Origin of the sequence: Acinetobacter sp. YH16031 (genome assembly GCF_013417335.1) — a bacterium.
GTDB lineage: Bacteria > Pseudomonadota > Gammaproteobacteria > Pseudomonadales > Moraxellaceae > Acinetobacter.
This window is the reverse complement of the sequence record NZ_VPED01000008.1, coordinates 48,593-66,386: the sequence shown is the minus strand read 5'-3', so window position 1 is coordinate 66,386 and position 17,794 is coordinate 48,593. Positions and strand designations below refer to the sequence as shown.

The 17,794-nt window shown below is 39.7% G+C and carries 19 protein-coding genes; 2 read left to right on the top strand and 17 right to left on the bottom strand.

The genetic code is table 11. The features are described from left to right. Positions 1–63: 63 nt before the first annotated feature. The gene (locus tag FTV31_RS05800) at positions 64–4,035 is read right to left on the bottom strand and encodes a SwmB domain-containing protein (protein WP_180013582.1); all 3,972 of its coding nucleotides are present in this window, start codon (positions 4,033–4,035) and stop codon (positions 64–66) included. A gap of 506 nt (positions 4,036–4,541) precedes the next feature. On the opposite strand from FTV31_RS05800, the gene FTV31_RS05795 reads away from it, so the two are divergent. Beyond that, positions 4,542–5,474 carry an IS5 family transposase gene (locus tag FTV31_RS05795; RefSeq protein ID WP_075696753.1) on the top strand — a complete coding sequence of 311 codons (933 nt, stop codon included), beginning with the start codon at positions 4,542–4,544 and terminating at the stop codon, positions 5,472–5,474. Between the two features lie 74 nt (positions 5,475–5,548). Here FTV31_RS05795 and FTV31_RS05790 read toward each other — a convergent pair whose 3' ends face one another. Continuing rightward, positions 5,549–6,196 carry an HAD-IA family hydrolase gene (locus tag FTV31_RS05790; RefSeq protein ID WP_180013580.1) on the bottom strand — a complete coding sequence of 216 codons (648 nt, stop codon included), beginning with the start codon at positions 6,194–6,196 and terminating at the stop codon, positions 5,549–5,551. A gap of 257 nt (positions 6,197–6,453) precedes the next feature. Here FTV31_RS05790 and FTV31_RS05785 point away from each other — a divergent pair, with 257 nt between their 5' ends. Then, positions 6,454–7,221: a hydroxymethylpyrimidine/phosphomethylpyrimidine kinase gene (locus FTV31_RS05785; RefSeq protein ID WP_180013628.1), complete on the top strand. Its 768-nt coding sequence runs from the start codon at positions 6,454–6,456 to the stop codon at positions 7,219–7,221. Positions 7,222–7,334: 113 nt separating this feature from the next. On the opposite strand, the gene FTV31_RS05780 is transcribed toward FTV31_RS05785, so the two are convergent. The 15 genes from FTV31_RS05780 to FTV31_RS05710 form a co-directional block, all read right to left on the bottom strand. After that, positions 7,335–7,778, bottom strand: coding sequence for a nuclear transport factor 2 family protein (locus tag FTV31_RS05780; RefSeq protein ID WP_180004018.1), 444 nt, complete (start codon positions 7,776–7,778; stop codon positions 7,335–7,337). 390 nt (positions 7,779–8,168) lie between these two features. Beyond that, a complete protein-coding gene (locus FTV31_RS05775; protein ID WP_180013578.1) occupies positions 8,169–8,531 on the bottom strand; it encodes a 5-carboxymethyl-2-hydroxymuconate Delta-isomerase in 363 nt (120 codons plus the stop codon). Positions 8,532–8,646: 115 nt separating this feature from the next. Then, a complete protein-coding gene (locus FTV31_RS05770) occupies positions 8,647–8,985 on the bottom strand; it encodes a zinc ribbon domain-containing protein YjdM (RefSeq protein WP_034705280.1) in 339 nt (112 codons plus the stop codon). A 123-nt stretch (positions 8,986–9,108) separates the two neighbouring features. Then, positions 9,109–9,555 (bottom strand): SRPBCC domain-containing protein, encoded by a 447-nt coding sequence (locus FTV31_RS05765; protein ID WP_004785131.1) that lies wholly within the window; start codon positions 9,553–9,555, stop codon positions 9,109–9,111. Positions 9,556–9,794: 239 nt separating this feature from the next. After that, positions 9,795–10,190, bottom strand: coding sequence for a ribonuclease E inhibitor RraB (locus tag FTV31_RS05760; RefSeq protein WP_034171734.1), 396 nt, complete (start codon positions 10,188–10,190; stop codon positions 9,795–9,797). 236 nt (positions 10,191–10,426) lie between these two features. Beyond that, positions 10,427–11,371, bottom strand: coding sequence for a hypothetical protein (locus FTV31_RS05755; protein ID WP_180013626.1), 945 nt, complete (start codon positions 11,369–11,371; stop codon positions 10,427–10,429). 569 nt (positions 11,372–11,940) lie between these two features. Beyond that, positions 11,941–12,606, bottom strand: coding sequence for a pseudouridine synthase (locus FTV31_RS05750; RefSeq protein ID WP_180013576.1), 666 nt, complete (start codon positions 12,604–12,606; stop codon positions 11,941–11,943). Between the two features lie 87 nt (positions 12,607–12,693). Beyond that, complete coding sequence (locus tag FTV31_RS05745) at positions 12,694–13,149, bottom strand: hypothetical protein (protein WP_180013574.1); 456 nt, start codon at positions 13,147–13,149, stop codon at positions 12,694–12,696. 746 nt (positions 13,150–13,895) lie between these two features. After that, complete coding sequence (locus FTV31_RS05740; protein ID WP_180013572.1) at positions 13,896–14,609, bottom strand: SIMPL domain-containing protein; 714 nt, start codon at positions 14,607–14,609, stop codon at positions 13,896–13,898. Positions 14,610–14,734: 125 nt separating this feature from the next. Beyond that, positions 14,735–14,983: a DUF6868 family protein gene (locus tag FTV31_RS05735; RefSeq protein WP_180013570.1), complete on the bottom strand. Its 249-nt coding sequence runs from the start codon at positions 14,981–14,983 to the stop codon at positions 14,735–14,737. Positions 14,984–15,132: 149 nt separating this feature from the next. Next, positions 15,133–15,354 carry a hypothetical protein gene (locus tag FTV31_RS05730; RefSeq protein ID WP_004785142.1) on the bottom strand — a complete coding sequence of 74 codons (222 nt, stop codon included), beginning with the start codon at positions 15,352–15,354 and terminating at the stop codon, positions 15,133–15,135. Between the two features lie 128 nt (positions 15,355–15,482). Further along, positions 15,483–15,689 carry a hypothetical protein gene (locus FTV31_RS05725; RefSeq protein ID WP_180013568.1) on the bottom strand — a complete coding sequence of 69 codons (207 nt, stop codon included), beginning with the start codon at positions 15,687–15,689 and terminating at the stop codon, positions 15,483–15,485. Between the two features lie 197 nt (positions 15,690–15,886). Beyond that, entirely contained in the window at positions 15,887–16,465 is a 579-nt protein-coding gene (locus FTV31_RS05720; RefSeq protein WP_180013566.1) for a DUF4126 domain-containing protein, read from the bottom strand. Positions 16,466–16,585: 120 nt separating this feature from the next. Continuing rightward, positions 16,586–16,729: a zinc ribbon-containing protein gene (locus FTV31_RS05715; protein ID WP_179993182.1), complete on the bottom strand. Its 144-nt coding sequence runs from the start codon at positions 16,727–16,729 to the stop codon at positions 16,586–16,588. A gap of 443 nt (positions 16,730–17,172) precedes the next feature. After that, positions 17,173–17,787, bottom strand: coding sequence for a hypothetical protein (locus FTV31_RS05710; protein WP_257227156.1), 615 nt, complete (start codon positions 17,785–17,787; stop codon positions 17,173–17,175). Between the last annotated feature and the right edge of the window lie 7 nt (positions 17,788–17,794).

Here is a 17,794-nt window from a genome sequence, read left to right as displayed (position 1 = left end):
TTTTTAATTGAAGCTCAATAACATCATAAATCTTTATGAATAATCCATTTTAAAAACTTCTGATCAGATTGGATTATATTTAATGATGTCATCCAGCTGTAAAGTTGCACTGTCTACATTCTGCAATATCAGCAAATCAGCGCGCGCAAAGGTGGTATCGGTATCGGAGCCATCACGATCGATCGTCACGACTGTATCATCTCCACGTTGTTCGAGCGTGATATAGTTCCCCAGATTTGACGCATCTACTGCCTGATCACTTAATAATGCAGAGACATCGATGGTATCACCTTCAACTGCATTGAAGTCAGTCCAGGTATCTGTACCATTACCGCCAGTTGCATCAGCATTATTTAGTAAATAATAGATCGCTGTATCTGCTCCTGCACCACCTGTCAGGATGTCATCACCTGCACCACCCTGTAACAGGTTATCTGCTGGATCGTCGGCATAGTTAAGAATCTGGTTTACCTGATCAATATTGATCACCAGATTTGCTGAAGCACTTTCCTGATCGGCCTGTCCCGCATTACGCGTTACCGTATATTCAAATACCTCACTGAGTAATGGGCCCTGTCCTAATGAACTATTGTATTCATAACTGAAATTACCATTTTCATAGAGTTTGAGCTCACCATACGTCCCTTCGATAAGGGTAAAGTTACCTCCTTCATCACTTAAATCGAAAGTTACTGGCTGCCCATTAATCTCAGTTAATACGCCACCCGCCCAATTATCCGCTTGTGTGCCGTCGGCTGAAGTTTCCTGAATATTGCCTGTTGCACGGTAGATTTCTCCATTGACTTCGTAGACTTCAGCAGTGGTTCCACCAAATAGCGTTAATGGATTACTTAAAGCTTCTTGAGCAAGAAGGTCTATTAAGCCATCAACAGCAGGTAAAACACCACCCAGCCCTAAAGTATTTAGCAATGTATTTAATGATCCGAGTAAGGTATTTAAACCAGTCGTCAGGCCTGTATCTTCAAGCACGGTATCTAGCAAAATATCGCTAACTAATGGTTCAACCAGATTATCGAATAATGCCTGGCCTGCACCATCTACTCCTTCTAAAATTCCATTTAGAAGCGCATCTAATGCTGTACCCAATCCTAAGGTAGTTAATAGGAATCCTAATGCCCCGCCTCCATTGCCTGCAAGTAAACTCCCTACGGAGGTATTGTATACATCACCTAATATTGGGCGAACTAGTATGTTATCCAGAGCCAATGACAAAACTGAATCAACTGCTGTGGTTAAAGTATTTATAATTGGTACAGAAGAACCTGTAGTTAAATCCAATAACTCACGAAGTGTCAATTGCTCCAGAATTCCACGAGGATCAGCATTTTGGTCAGTCAAGGTAGCTTCCAGTAGACCTAATACGGTATCTGACACCAGATTATTAACCGTATTATCCCCTAAACTCGCTAGATCTATAGTGGTCAGGATATCTGCTAATTGTGAAGAATCACCATATACAGAGACTTCATAGGTTCCAGCAGGCAGGTCATTAATATCCAGTCTCAATCCTTGAGCATCTGCTACTCCACCCAGCAGCTCCAGTCCCAATGCACCAGCAATCAAGCCGCCTTGACTGGTATTTGCTAAAGCGACTTCAAATTCTTCGCTAGTGGTTGTGTTACGTACCACGAAAGTAAAAGCATTCGCCAAGCTAACCAGATTTTCTTGCTGTACTGCGATCACTACGCTAGAAGTATTTCCCTCAATCGTAAAATCGACCACGGCAACTTCCGAAGTGCCATTGAGCACGTCGATACCACTACTATCACTATATGTTTCCAATACAGTTGCATCTTGTGATCCTTCCAAAATTGCGGACACATTGTCATCGGCAAGATTCAGTAAACGTTCTGAATTATTTACAACTCCATTTGGTAGATCCGCTATAGTAAAGCTTGCGGCATCATTCCCTGCCAAGTCCTGAATTGCATTGTCATCATTTCCAGTAGTTGGATCAGTATATTCGACACTAACGGTCTGCCCAGCTGTAATCACTGGATTGGTAATCATCGTGAGGATATTTCCATCGGCAGCAATATTGATCACATCGACTGTAGTCTGATCTGGAGCTGTACCGATTGTAACGACTAGACTATTTAAAGGTGGTAAATTGTCTGCATCTAGAGTTTCATTAAAACTGAGTTCGATGTTACCGTCAGCATTGACTTCAGCATCAATTAATACAGGGGCTACAGTATCTTCTACTGGTTGCTCTGAGTTATTGTCAACGCCACCCACTGCTACCGCATCAAAACCATCTAGTACATTACCACTGCCATCACGGATTCCCTGACCGTCTCCTGGAGTACTATCAGCATAAGTGACTTCCACTTCCTGACCTTCAGTAATAACAGGATTGGTTACCAGAATGATTTCATTGCCGTCATAGACAATGTCAGTTACCGGAATTTCTGCTCCATCAACCACCACTGTGAAATCAGCAGGCAAAGGATTCGAGGTCGATACATCTTCATTGAAGCTAAGTTCAATATTACCGTCTGCATTGACTTCAGCATCAATAAGAACTGGACTTTCCGTATCTTCTACTGGTTGTTCCGAGTTATTTTCAACTCCCCCAACTCCTACCGCATCAAAGCCATCTAGTACATTACCGCTGCCATCACGGATTCCCTGACCGTCTCCTGGAGTACTATCAGCATAAGTGACTTCCACTTCCTGACCTTCGGTAATAACAGGATTGGTTACCAGAATGATTTCATTGCCGTCATAGACAATGTCAGTTACCGGAATTTCTGCTCCATCGACCACTACTGTGAAATCAGCAGGCAAAGGATTCGAGGTCGATACATCTTCATTGAAGCTAAGTTCGATATTACCATCGGCATTGACTTCTGCATCAATAAGAACTGGGCTTGCCTTATCTACAACGGGTTGTTCTGAATCATTGATCACCCCATTGGGTAGATCCACTGTGCTAAAGCTTGCAGCATCGTTCCCTGCCAAGTCTTGAATCGCATTTTCATCATTCCCAGCAGTTGGATCAGTATATTCCACACTGACAGTCTGACCTGTTGCAATCACCGGACTGGTAATCAGTGTTAAGGTATTTCCATCAGCAACAATATTAATCACATCGACCGTAGTTTGATCTGGTGCGGTACCTACTGTAACGACCAGACTATCTAAAGGAGGTAAATTGTCTGCATCCAGCGCTTCATTAAAATTAAGCTCGATATTACCATTGACATTAACTTCGGCAGCTAAAAGTACAGGCCCACTAATATCCGGATTCTGCACTCCACCCACATCTTCTGAATCCAGATCTTCTAATACATTCCCTTCTAAATCCTTAATTCCCTGATTATCATCAGGTGTACTATCCTGATATTCAACCGTAACTTCTTGTCCGTCCCGGATCTCTGGCTCTGTAATCAGGATAATCTTGTCATCTTGTACAATAATATCGTTGACTGGAATTTCTTCTCCATCCACAACCACTGTGAAATCTTCAGCGCGTGGATTTGAACCATTTATATTTTCATCAAAACTTAGTTCAAGCTGGCCTTCTTCATTCACAATGACGCCGGTTAACTTCGGCGGACTCGTATCCCGATTATCCGAACTACTTCCTGAGGATGAGCCTCCACCTGCCGCTGCCGCAATAGCTCCTAGAGCCAGTCCCCCACCCAACCAAGGTAAAACACCCGCAGCTACGGTTCCACTCTCAGCCAGATCTCCTGTAAGCGGGTGATATCGAATCGTATCGAGCATTACCCCATTTTCATCAGTAAATTCCGCCCAGTACAATTGGCCTTCATGCTCAAAAACGATTCGATTATCATTCACTGCATAATCAAAATAATTTTCGATTGTAATGGTTTCACCATTTTTAAAATAGATAACAGCCGAATTACCTTGACGCGTAATTTTTGCCACTTCATCAATCGTGGCATTTACCTTGATCACTGATTTTTCGCTTAAATTCACAATATTAGTATTAATATCCTGAATTAATTCTCCATTCTCTGCCGACAATATCTGTATATTCGCCATATTATTCCCATCCTTTTTTATAATTTATTTATTGCTTAATTAAACGTGAAATACATAGCATCAAAATCAAGGAATAAAAATTTGGAAAATGTTATTTCTAACTTGTTACCAAATATTAGAAACATAGTGAAATGAATAAATTAAAAATTTAATATAAAATTAAGATATTGAATTTTAATATTTTAATTATATTTAAATAACTACATATTAAAATATAGTGAATATGTTTTTGTGAATTATAATTAAATTAGTTCATTAAACTATGACATTGATCACATAAAATACATTATTATATTTATACAAGCATGAAAAATATTAGAACAAAAGTATACAAATAATTAATCAAGTTAACGCAATAAAACAGATTTCTATTCAAAAGGTGAAGTTAAAAATTACTATTAATAATGAATATAAAAAATGCTCCTAAACATAGAAGCATTTTATTTTTTAATGGCTTTGTTGCACAAACCTATCTGTAAAGGCTTTTTCAGCGATATAATTTTCAAATGAAGAAGCCTACACACAAAATCTACCGCACAACCAATTGGCCCGCATATAACCGAGCACTTATGAGTCGCGGAAATATTGCCATTTGGTTTGATCCTGCTACGCAATGGTATGCTCCATCAAAAGGCAAACAAGGGCGAAATCAAACCTACTCCGACGCAGCCATCCAATGCTGCTTAATGATTAAATCCTTATTCCGTCTGTCTTTACGTATGGTTACTGGCTTTGTGCAAAGTCTGATTAAACTTTGCGGATTAAATTGGATAGCTCCAGATTACACCACGCTTTGTAGAAGACAAAAGCATATTGATATTGTAATCAGCTACCAAAAAAGTAGCGATGGGCTGCATCTACTCATGGACTCTACAGGCATGAAGTTTCTAGGTGAGGGCGAATGGAAGCGCAAGAAACATGGACCTGAATATCGTCGCCAATGGCGTAAACTTCATATTGGTATAGATGCTAAAACCCTACAAATACGAGCAGTTCAGCTTACAACCAATAATGTCAGTGATTCACAGGTGCTTGGTGATTTACTTAATCAGATTCCACAAGATGAGCAGATTGACTCTGTTTATACCGATGGAGCTTATGACACCAAGCAATGCCGTCAGGTCATTGCAGATCGGCAAGGGCATGCGGTGATTCCACTTAGAAAAAATGCGAAACCATGGAAAGATACAAAGAGTAGCTCGCTAGAGCGAAATGAATTACTTCGAACAGTTAAGCGTTTAGGCAGGACACTATGGAAAAAATGGTCAGGCTATCATCGGCGAAGTTTGGTTGAAACTAAGATGCATTGCATCAAATTATTAGGAGATAAACTCAGTGCAAGGAGTTTTGATAGCCAAGTGAATGAGATCCATGCACGTGTAGCAGTCCTTAACAGATTTACGGAATTAGGTCGACCACTTACCCAAGTTACGCCTTAAATTTGGCTCAATTAGGGGCGCTTTGCATTTCAAATCTTTGTGCAACAAAGCCTTTTTTAATGAAAATAAAAAAATTATTTTAAATAGTTTAATAAATGACTAAAGTTCTCAATCGTATACTTAGGCTGTGCCTGCTGTAATTCAATTTCTGAGCCATAGCCGTATTTGACTGCAATCGATTCAATCCCATTATGGCGGGCACCAAAAATATCATGCTCACGGTCTCCCACCATAATGCATTGATCAGCCTGTATGCCTTGTTGTTCCAGGATATACTGAATCAGTTCCCCTTTATTAGTCCGGTCGCCATTCAGCTCACTGCCATAAATCTCAGTAAAATACTGGGCCAGATTAAAATGTTCCAGAATCTGTTTGGCATAAATGGTTGGTTTTGCTGTTGCGAGAAACAGGCGATAACCACGGCGTTTAAGTTCCACCAGAGTTTCAGCTACGCCTTCAAAGACGTGATTTTCATATAAGCCAGTCACTGCAAAACGCTCGCGATATGCCATTAGTGCCTGTTCAGCTAGAGTATCATCCGCATCTACATTCAGAATTTTGGCTAGCGAAGCTTTTAGAGGAGGCCCGATAATCCAGTCAATATTCGTGTCTTCACTGATCGGATGACCCACCTTTTCCAGACCATAGCGGGCAGAAGTCGTAATCCCCACTTTTGGGTCAGTTAATGTACCATCCAAATCAATTAAAATATTCTGAATCACACCTTGTCCCCTATGTTTGCAGCCGACATCAATTCATATCGTGAGTATAGCCAGATTTCTCTACGCTAAAGCAATTATTAGGCCATAAAACAAGCCAAGAATGCCCATTTTCAGGGTAATTAATCCTGTATTTTAATCAGATAAAACATTCGAAATTTTGCCTGACAGACAGTTCTTGCAAGTGATAGAAATTAATATCGAGAGTTTGAATAAATTTGCCTATACTAAGGCAATTTTAGTGAATGAAGGACATCATTTTGCGACCTACCGTACTTTGCTTTTCAGGTTTAGATCCTTCAGGTGGAGCAGGCCTTCAAGCAGATATTGAAGCCATCGGTCAAAGTGGTGCTCATGCTGCAATAGCCTGTACAGCCCTGACTATCCAGAACTCACAACAGGTCTTTGGTTTTGAAGCAACTTCAAAGGAATTACTGCTGGCTCAGGCCAATGCTGTGGTAAAGGATCTGCCGATTCGTTGTGTTAAATCAGGCATGCTGGGAACGACTGAAAATATTGAAGCACTGGCAGAATTTCTAACTGCGCATCCGGACTATCAGTATGTACTGGATCCAGTGCTGGTAGCCAATAGTGGTGGCTCACTCGGCAATCAAGCCACACTGGTCAAAGCGTTTAAACAACTGATTCCGCTAGCCACGATTTTAACTCCAAATACAGTCGAGTTGCGCGCTCTAACAGGTGAGCAGGATTTAGATCAAGCCACGCAGAAACTGTTCGAAATGGGTGCCCACGCGATTTTGGTTAAAGGTGGCCACGAAGATACTCCCGACTATATCCAGAACCGCCTATATATTCAGGGTGAATTAATCAACGAAACCCGCTGTCCGCGTCTGGAAGGTGAATATCACGGCTCAGGCTGTTCACTGGCGAGTTTCATTGCCGGACGTCTAGCCTTGGGTGACCAGTTAAAAACAGCTGTACAACATGCAGAAACCTGGTTATTTGGTGTATTAAAAAATGCGGAAATTCCGGTACCGAACGGCCAGCGGATTCCAAAACGTTTCTAATCTCTCCTAAATAAAAAAGCCTGAACGATTCAGGCTTTTTTATGGTGATTTCTTTTCAGGAATGGACAAATAGACGTGATGATCTTGTTTCAATGAAATTTAAAACTTGCGCCTTAACCTGCCAATTTCACAGGACGCAGTTTTTCAGTTTTCTCCTGAACAGGGACAGAAATATGTTGATAATGCAATTGCCACTGATCTTGCTGCTTGCTCAAGACCATGCTGAAGCGACACCACTGTAAAGGAAAATATCGCTCCATCGCCGCATAGGCAATCCGGACATAACCATATACAAAAGCCATATCATTATTGACCTGAATGGTGACCTCCTGCCGTTCAACGCGCATACCATTGTTGCGCATATACGGGCGATACTGTTGCCATGCAGCCTGATAAGCCTCGATCCCTTTCAGCTCGGAGCTAATATCAATCAGACAGACATCTGGTCGGCAAAGTTGACGAATTTCGCTGAATTCAAGTGAACAAATAGCTTGATCCCATTTTTGTAAAAATGTCCTGACTTCCTGAGCCAGACATTCTTCCCCTATTATTTTCATTGAATACCTCTCTATAAGGTTTTATTCAGACTTGAAAACCGAGATTTCAAGCATCTCATCATTTTTCAGTCTTTCTTGTTTTTCATTATTTTTAATTATGTGGATGGGTCCTGGTTTTACCCATCCCCCATATATCAGGTCAAAAGTGTGACCTAATACCTAAAATTACACTATTTTTTTAATCATAGGCAAAATTTTCTGATCAACTGCAATCATCAGGTGAATTTTGACTGATTATTTAAATTTTCATGCTCTAGTTTTATTTATCGTTCTTTATATTTCAAAATCGCTTTGAAACTTCTCAATTTTTTATTTAGTTCTTATATATTCAAGATAAAGAGAGGAACTAAGAAAACTTTATTTCCTAGTCCTCACTTCAATCTAAAAAAATCAAATAATAGCTTTAGTGTAAGTTTCTTTGTCCATTTCCAGAATTTCAACACAGAGCTGAATGTTTAGCCCAGGCTGCGAGACAATGTGCTGCTGCATGACCTGAAGTACTAACTTAGAAATTGCTTGTCGGATGGCTAGACTACGACCAGTCAGGAGAGAAACTTTGGCATGCACATAAGCCTGATCTATCTCCGGCTCCAGTCCAATCACAAAATCCTGCTGTGCAATCGCCCGGCTTTTTAAATCATTCGAGTCATTAATATAACCGGCGTTAAATAAGGCCTGGTGAATTGCCAACATTAAAGGTCGGGTTTCGAGCTGCTGAATATTATCTGAATATTCAATATGAAGATGAGGCATAAAGCATAGATCCAGGCATGATATGGCAATCAGAAGAGATTGATCTTCGAGTTTGAGAAATAAGCATAAACCCTCAAACCCGAAGATCGAAAGCACTCTTTCGTATTAGAACGTATCAGGCTTTTTTCACATATTCAGATTTGAGCTTCATAGCGCCAATGCCATCAATTTTACAGTCAATATCGTGTCCATCAGTTGCATCGGGTAATAGACGAATATTTTTGACTTTAGTCCCGACTTTAACCACTGAAGAAGACCCTTTAATTTTAAGATCCTTAATCACCGTAACTGTATCGCCATCAGCCAGCAGATTGCCATGCGCATCCTTGATCACCACGGTTTCCTCAGTTGCTTCCCCTTCTTTCCACTCATATCCACATTCTGGGCAGATCAACAAGTCACCATCTTCATAAGTATATTCAGACTGGCATTTTGGGCATTGTGGTAAAGCCATAGCAACCTCAACAAAATAAAAAATAAAAGAAAAAACAAAAAATTAAAGCTGAATTATAGCATCTTTGGGGGGGTTCATGCTCAAGCTTTAAAAGGATCTCCCGCTCGACTTAATTAACTGAACTTAACCATCTAAAATATGTGGATTGACCAGCCAGGACAAAAGCTGCAATGACTCCTGCCAGCTTAAATGACATGCAGATGGTGGTACCAGATCCGGATAACCCACCTGAATAATATGCAGACTGGTACCCACAGACACTTTTTCAAAGATGAGTGTGACTTCAATTTCGCCTTTGACCTCAGGTGTAGAAAAGCAATCGGTATAGCGCAGTAACTGATTGGGAATAACTTCATGATAGGTGCCATGTAAATGATGCTGGGTGCCAGTGGCAAAATTGGTCAGGGTGATTTTATAGCTGCCTCCCGGTTTGACTTCGGCATGCTCAACTCTGGCAGTGAAGCCATGCGGTGCCAGCCATTTTGCAATAGCATCTGGATGAATAAAGGCCCGGTACACCCGTTCCGGTGGCGCACTGAATACGCGATGCATTTTTAGGGTATAACTCATTTCAGCCTACCTTTTTTTCTTGTTCTTACTGAAAGATTATTTTTATTTATTATTCGGACGGATCATCCCGATCTCGTCGGCCTCAGTATTTAAATAACTGCCCAACATACTGTACGGCCTAAATATAATTGTTATCTATCTATTTTATAGGATGTATAACAAAAAACTACAGTTGACCCGACCAATACCGCAGGCCATAAAAAACCCGGCTTAACCGGGCTTAAATAAGGAAATTTTGATTAGCTGCTACGCAGTTTGCTTTCACCTTCTTCCGGGTCACCCTCATCATCGTAAACATAGGCCATACAGCCCCAGCCATCGTATTCACCCTGAAATTCAGCAGCAATTCTGGTAAACCATTGTTCCAGATCGACAATATTTTCATAGGTAGGTTGCATATAGACATGAATGGTAATCGTCCATTCCAGCGTATCGCTCTCCTCATCCTGATATAGGCTTATCTTTTGTTCTTCTTTGAGTAAATGCAATGCACATCGGTCAGCCTGCTCTTCACTATTAAAGGCTATTGAGAATTCTATTTCATGGTCGTCCTGCAGATCATCACCATCCTGATACATTTGCCACAGTACATGACCATTTTCATCGTCAGGGAATTTGTCATAATCGCGTGCCATAGAGATATCCTTATTATGATGTTTTATTATTCGATTCAGCTTAACTTATTTTATTTGAATTATCGAGTACAGAATATGAAAAAAAATTAACTTTCTCTAAATAACCAACTGAATTTTATCAATATAAATTTAAGAATTTGAGAAAAAAAGCTGCATTTTCATCTAATTAAAAATACCTGCATATCAATCTGCAGATTAAAAAATTTCATCGGTTGATCTGTCTTTTTTAATTGTAGTTAGGAAGCGATCACTGCAGATGGCTCAGACACTTGATTCTGTCGAAGGTCGAGTAAAATGGCGGCGAATTTAAGCTCTTCCAGACGTAAGTTCAGATAAGACTCCTGAATCATGGCCTGGCTCAAGCTTTGTCCTTTATAGTTCATCAGGCGATAATCATCTTTTAAGGATTGCAGCATTTCTCCCAGATTATGAGTATTTAACTGGGACAAATAGAATTCTGCCCTGCTATTAAATGCCAGACTCAAAATCGCGATGGTGCTCTTGCGCCGGTCTTCATCGACATAGTTACAGCTGGCCACCTGCTGCTGTTCTTTGGCCTGCTCAATTTGTGTTCTGATAGTCAGTAAATGCCGAGCTGCATCAGTATCGTTGTAGCCACTAATGAGCTGATCCAGAAGCTGCGTGACCGGCAGATCAAAACCATGTTGATAGGCCTTGATCTTATGCTCGAGAGCTTCAACTACTTCTTGCAGTCGCTGCTGTTCTTTGGCCTGTTGATAATAAGCCTGTAACACTTTTCGGGCCTGTTGCTCAATATCAGCTTCGGCCTGAGCCTGTAAACTCTGTAAATATGCTTTGACCTGAGCGATATAGGCTTTGAGATCATCCAGCATGATGGAAGCATCAAGCTTGGTTACTTCTACGAAATTTTCGGCCTGCAAGCTGCGGTTAATAATGTATTGTTCGATGTCACAGATATCCTGATATTGTTTATATTTATTCAGTTCAGTTCTGGCACTTCCCAGTTGCATCCGTAGCTGGGTCATTTCATAATTTAATTCATCAACTTGTGTTTCATAATCAGCCAATTTACTGCGTGAATGATCCAGATTTTCCTGTAAGGACTGAATATTGTTTCTTGATAATTTCAGGCTATTGAATACCCGTAGTAATACAAAGATTAAAACACTTGCGAGAACAAAGAGCGCGCCACTTAGCATCATCCTGTCCCTTACCCCTTGCACCATATATAGGCACTAAAAAATTAAAAATTTATGATGTTTTAAAGTTATTCTGCATAATTTAATGATGAGAATCAAAGATAAAAAATGACCATAAATATTTAATATAATTGATATTTTAAATGATTTTTCACCTATAAAACCTTAATATTTTTATGCCTATCAATTTACTTAAAATGAATCTGTTGGTAATAATTGATTAGAGTGGTTTTTATTTTTATATCAAAAGTTATAAGTACAAATTCCGGATAGGCTGAAAATCTTGAGAAAAACCTAATAAAAATAGACAGATCAAACAGTTAAACTAAAGATAAAGTGATAAATCCCCCTTAAATGATTCCTGAAATTTTTCCGGATACACTTTTTTAATTTCAAAAAATCATTACTTGATAAGACATGATTCAGAACATAGTTTTTCTAGAAAACTGCTTAAATTCAACTCCATAATTTTCCGATGATTGAAATAAATTCTGACATTTCTGTTGCAGCTTACTGAAATTTAAATATTTATCAGAATCCATATTCATTTTTTGAATGCTTAAATTTTACTAAAATGGTGCAGGGGCAAGAATTTCAACTTTATGACCACTCAAGGGTTGAGTAAAAGTCAGTTCACTGGCATGCAAGGCCATGCGATTAAGAGGACTACGCGTTGGTTCCGGATGATAAATTTTATCGCCCGTAATCGGATGACCGATATGCAGCATGTGGACTCTGAGCTGATGCGAACGCCCGGTAATTGGCGTTAGCAATACCCGGCTGATGTCTTGCTCAGGCAGATATTCCAGCCGTTGATAGAGTGTTTTGGCAGCTTTACCCAGTTCAAAATGTACCATTTGCCGAGGGCGATTTTCCCAGTCAGTAATCAAAGGTACATCGACACTGCCCTCGGTCTGAATTTCTCCCTGTACCAGCGCAATATAGTGCTTGCTGACCGTACGTGCCTGGAACATTTTACTGACTGCCACTTCAGCATCACGATGTTTGGCAAACATCAGGATGCCAGACGTTGCCATATCCAGACGATGGGTAATTTTGGCATTCGGATAACGCTCTAGTACCCGTAGATAAGCACTGTCATGATGCTCAGGCAAACGTCCCGGAACAGACAACAAACCGGCCGGCTTCTCAATGACGAACAGATCATCATCTTCATACAGGATATGCAATGGATCTTGAGGCGGTGCGTAGACGAAGTTGTCGTTAATAGGCATGTGCTGTAAGCATTCAGGAGAAAACGCGCAAAATAACAATGTCAGGGAATACTGTCAATCCAGCCCTGTTACAGAATCAGTGCCCGACTAAGCTTTGGACGCTGCACTGATGGGAGATACAGAATGACCCGACTGATACTGGGTTTTCAGGCTGTCGAGATCTTCATTTAAAAATGCCATAAGATATTGCTGAACCTGTGACATAGTCAGACTACGGAATGACACATAATCTTTGTTCTTCAGGCTAAACAGTCCCAGAATTTTATGTTGAGCTTCGACTTCAATATCACTTTCCAGCCTGAACTCAAGCTGACCTGACGGCGCCAGTTCATTCAGTGTGATCTGAATTGACTGTTCAGCATCGGAGTCTGTTACGGTAAAAGTGGTAATGGCGGCTTGCATCTGTAATTGTAAAATCCGTAACTGTTGCCAATTGATGGACTTAAAAGTAGAGAGAATTTCTTCTGCCGATAAGCTGCCTAGCTGCTCTGCTTCGTCTTCTTCTTGATGCGGATAACTGATTTCTAATTCATATTTTTTCATGGGACGTGCCCCTTTCTTATATGCAAAATTATCATAGCATTCTGTTTTATTTTTCAAGGATATAATTTGTGAGCAAATATTAAACATATTATACTTTAAATTATTTATATCAAATACTTATAAACAACCGGTGACATTAGAATAGTATTTAAATAAAGGATAATTGAAAGCAATAGGCTGTAAATAAAATAGATTAGATATGTGATTAAAATAGTATTTATTTGAATCTCAAATGAATTTACAGCTATTTAGGAAGAATATAAGTGACTGGGTAAGGAGGGTATTAAGCAGTTTGGAGGAGAAGATTGTTTTTATGAGAGGAGAAAATTTTGAGGGTGTTGGGAAAACATCTTGATGGTTTACTTCAACTATCACTCTTTGTAAGAAATGATCTTATAGCCTATAAACTTTTGGTCTATAGCGTCCTAAGCCGAATCGAGACCTTTTGGGTTCGTACTGCACTCGCGTTTTGCGCCACTCACAGCATGCTACTCTTTTCGATCCCATCACACCCTTGAGATATATAGTAGCCAAGCTGTGGCAAAATTAATTTCCTAAGATTTTTTAATTTTCCCAATTTTTGAAAATATTTTTCTTTAAATATTTTTGAAGAAGAATTTTTTACCTTTTAGCTCAAAATAAAGATCTTTTATTGCAGAAAGAGCAGAATTACTGGAATTTATCTTCATGTAAAACCTCATTCTGCTCTAAATTTTTTAGACCCCTCTATTCAGCTTTCCAGCCATTTAATCCGCCAGATAATAATCCACTGTAGAAACCACACGAACTTTCTTTAGATAAGGCGTATTGCTGTCACGGTCCTCAATGCTAAACAGACCTTGATTGGCAGTCTTGATTTTCCCGAGACGGCTTTGAGAATCCGCTGCAAACTTTTCTGCCACACTGCGGGCATTTTGTGTAGCCTCTTCAATCATCGCTGGTTTAATGTCATTCAATTTGGTAAAGATATATTCCGTTCTTTGCCCAGAATCATCACCACCAAAAGCAATGCCCTTTTTACCCAGAGCGACCAGACGGGTTTGCGCTGCACGGACTGCATCAATATTGTGGGTATAAACCGTAATGGTCTGATGCGCGGTATAACGTAAGGCAACATTGGCATCACCGCCGTATTGCTGGGCATATTTATCTGTAGTGACTGGAGAACCGGTGGTAATTTCTTCTGCCTTAAAACCTTCACCTTTTAAGAAAGCCTGAATTTGCTGGGTTTGCAGCTCCATGGTGTCATACAGTTCTGTCAGATTCTGACTACCGCCACTAAAACGGATGGGCCAGACTGCAACATCGGCTTTAACCTCACGTTCCGATAAACCTTTTACGGAAACAATCCGCTCATACTGTTTAATCTTGACCGCACTATTACCCAGAATGAATCCGGCAATAATCATTCCCAAGCCGATCAAAGCCCCTAAAATCAAGGCGGATTTAAACTGATTCATTGAGCCGAACTCCTTTTCCATATTGTTATTTTGTTTCGAGCATTTTAAGCGTTTAAACTGCTCTGTGTAATGCTGATGCGACTATCAGTTTTATTTATTCTTGGAACTTTGGAAAGTTTTATCTCCTAACTTTTCCCCATCAAATATATGGCAATCAGCGGAACCAGATTGAACAGGAATATCCCGACTTTATAAATGGCCATGCCGCTATAGTGAATGGTATCAAAAGTCGAATCTGAAAGCTGAAACCATCGACCATGTAGTCGTTTTACCCAGTCTCGTGCAAAGACAATGAGCAAGAACCAAAGCATTAAGATACCGTAATTCAAAGCCAATGTATAAAGTAAAAACCGACACCAGAAATCGAGATTCATAGTGATTCCCTGCCTGTAGAGCCATCTATCCTTAAGTTAACAGATTGATCAAATCTTCAGGAACTGCTGATTTGTATCTGTGATCTAAAGGGAAATGGTTTAAATATTTTCAGCTAAAAGTTTCAGTTCTCACTTCCAGCGATCACTTTTTAGCGTACAAACAGATGACGGGTATGATGATTGATATAGGCATTTAAGCCATCACCATACTGGGCCAGCTGTTTCATATTTTCCACATGCTGATAGCCCGCACTGCTATAGCTATAGGTATACACTTTCGAGGTTTTCTTGAATTGAACCCGAATAAACTCATTGCCAATCTCATAATTGGCCACACCCGAGTCATGATTGAGATCAAGATAATGTTGCAATTGAGCAGCCCTAAACATGATAAATCTATAGTTTTACATGGGGTCAAATTGATCAATTTTCAAACAGAATAAATGGTAAAACCCACTGTATAACGGGTTTTAAATGATGCCCAATATGTCTATAAATCTCATTCTGTACAGCACTTATGACAGCCCTCTACTTTTTCCCTCGGCCAGTTCATTCTTGCCCGTTTATAAGCCAGATCATAATTAGCAAAATATCCAATCAGAATCTGGTCATTAAATTCTGGCAGGTCTTCACAGCCTCGTGTTGCGTTATGAATATAGTGCACGCCTTGGGCAGACTCTTGTTCATCTACAATAAATTTAATCATTCACAGTTCCCATAATATTGTTTTTATAAAGTTCAACCACAAATAAAACCATAAAAAAATTATGTCTTTTAAAATCCCATAATAAAATTATGTCTTTATTGAATAAAAATCAAGCAATTTAATGAACAAGATGAGGGGTCTTTCTTTAAGCAAATATTTCATTAAAAATTAGTGATAAATATTTATTTATTTGACTTTTATAAGGCGGAATTTTCTAGCTTGTTTTTCTTTTTTAGACGTATCCAGCGGATTGCTAGGATGACTAGTATTACGACCAGCAAGGCAGCTAGCACTGGCAAAAGCAATGACAGAATAGATAACAGAATAGCCCCGATCCACTCTCCGGTTGAGAGTACGGGATTCGCAACACCGCCTGTGGTAGCAGTTGATAGTCCACGTGCTGCAACACTGCTCATTTGCACGGCCCCTGCTGTTCCACCACCGACAATAATCGCTGCGGCCCAAGCTAAAAACTGGGACATTTCTCCACTGCTGGCAGCCATCGTTGTCAAGGTTCCAGCGAGCATGGCTGCAGGCGTTGCAATCGTATCGATGGCATTGTCCACCCAGGGAATATAATACGCAGCGATTTCACAGATAGTCGCGATGGCTAAAGCCAGACAGACTGCCGGCATGGCCAGCCATTCAAAACCGGTTATTGGTTCAAACCAGCCCATCAATGCGGCAATACTCATTATCAGCAAAGGCACAAAAACACGGAAACCGCAGGCTGCACTTAAGCCGATACCGATACATAAACCGAGGATTGTTTCCATGCTGTTTGCCCTTGAGATTTAAGCCATTTTTATGATCCAAATTATACGCTAACAAAAAAGCCCTATCGGGTGATAGGGCTTTTATTTAAAACAGGATCTTCTGTTTTGAATATCGTGTGCTTAGGCAACCTTATCGTTATATTGGGTGCCGAGGCATTTGGTACACGGTGGTAGTCGGTCTGTACCAATTTCTAAGAAGACGCGATGTCCGCATTGAACACAAAAATAGAAACCTGTTCCCGGTTTTGAGCCAGCTGTAACCATCTTTGTTCTCCGTTGTTTTAGAAAATGGTCTAAGCATTATAACTCTGTTGTGATGAATGTCTATTGTCCATTTTTGTAAATGATAGTGTCGTTAAAGCTAAGTGATATTTTTATTTGTGATTTAATGATATTCCGTCGCTGCGCCTAGTCACTTTCACTTTCTATGATAAATAGCTTGATAGCATTGGAATAAATGGAGCTAAGAAAGTATATATAGTGACATGATTAGAGAGAAAACTCATTAGCTCACCATATTGGGAAGTATATTCTGGTGTTCCAATTGAGGTTCCTAATTTTTCAATTCTTAGTTCTAGATCGCTAACTAACTCTTCCTCGATTTCAGATTTTCTCAACGTGCTTAATAAATCTAAAAACTCTTGAGGAATTTGAGAGTTATTAATTTCTTGATGGATAGTGCTGTGATGATTTCCTGAAGCTAAGTTTTAAACATTGCCAGCAATATTAAAATTAAAAATCTGGGTGACTTTTTCTTGAGGAATCGGATTAGAATTCAATGCAGCTTCACCTGCTTGCGGATTTAACAGCTCAATTTCTAAAGCAAAATTTAAGATTTTTGTTTTTACTGTATCTATTATTCCTACTACAGCTGAAGCAGGTATTACTTTCCAAGCTTGCATACAATTATAACCCTCATACATCTTAGAACCGTAATGAGCAATAATCGCTGGATTCCAATCTTGAGTTAAGACCTCACTTTCATTATTTGTTAAACTCTCAAGGGTTGCAATAGGGCTAAAAAAATATGCTTTTGATAAACTTTTTTGAAGTTGCTCTGGCAAACTGTAAGTCAACATATCTGCATTATTTAAAGCACTTCCAAAAGCACCTGCAAAATGGCCTTTTGAATTAACATTTAAGATTCTATAGTCAGGTACATTTTTTGGGTCTTGTGGATAGCCTTGCAATTCGAAGCTAATCCAATTCTTAAAATCTTCATTACCCAACCTATAAGCTAATATTTGACATTTTCTTAATAAATCTGAAATCTTAGCATTTGAGTTTATAGCATCAATTTGTATCTCTCTTAAAAGTGACATTTTTTTC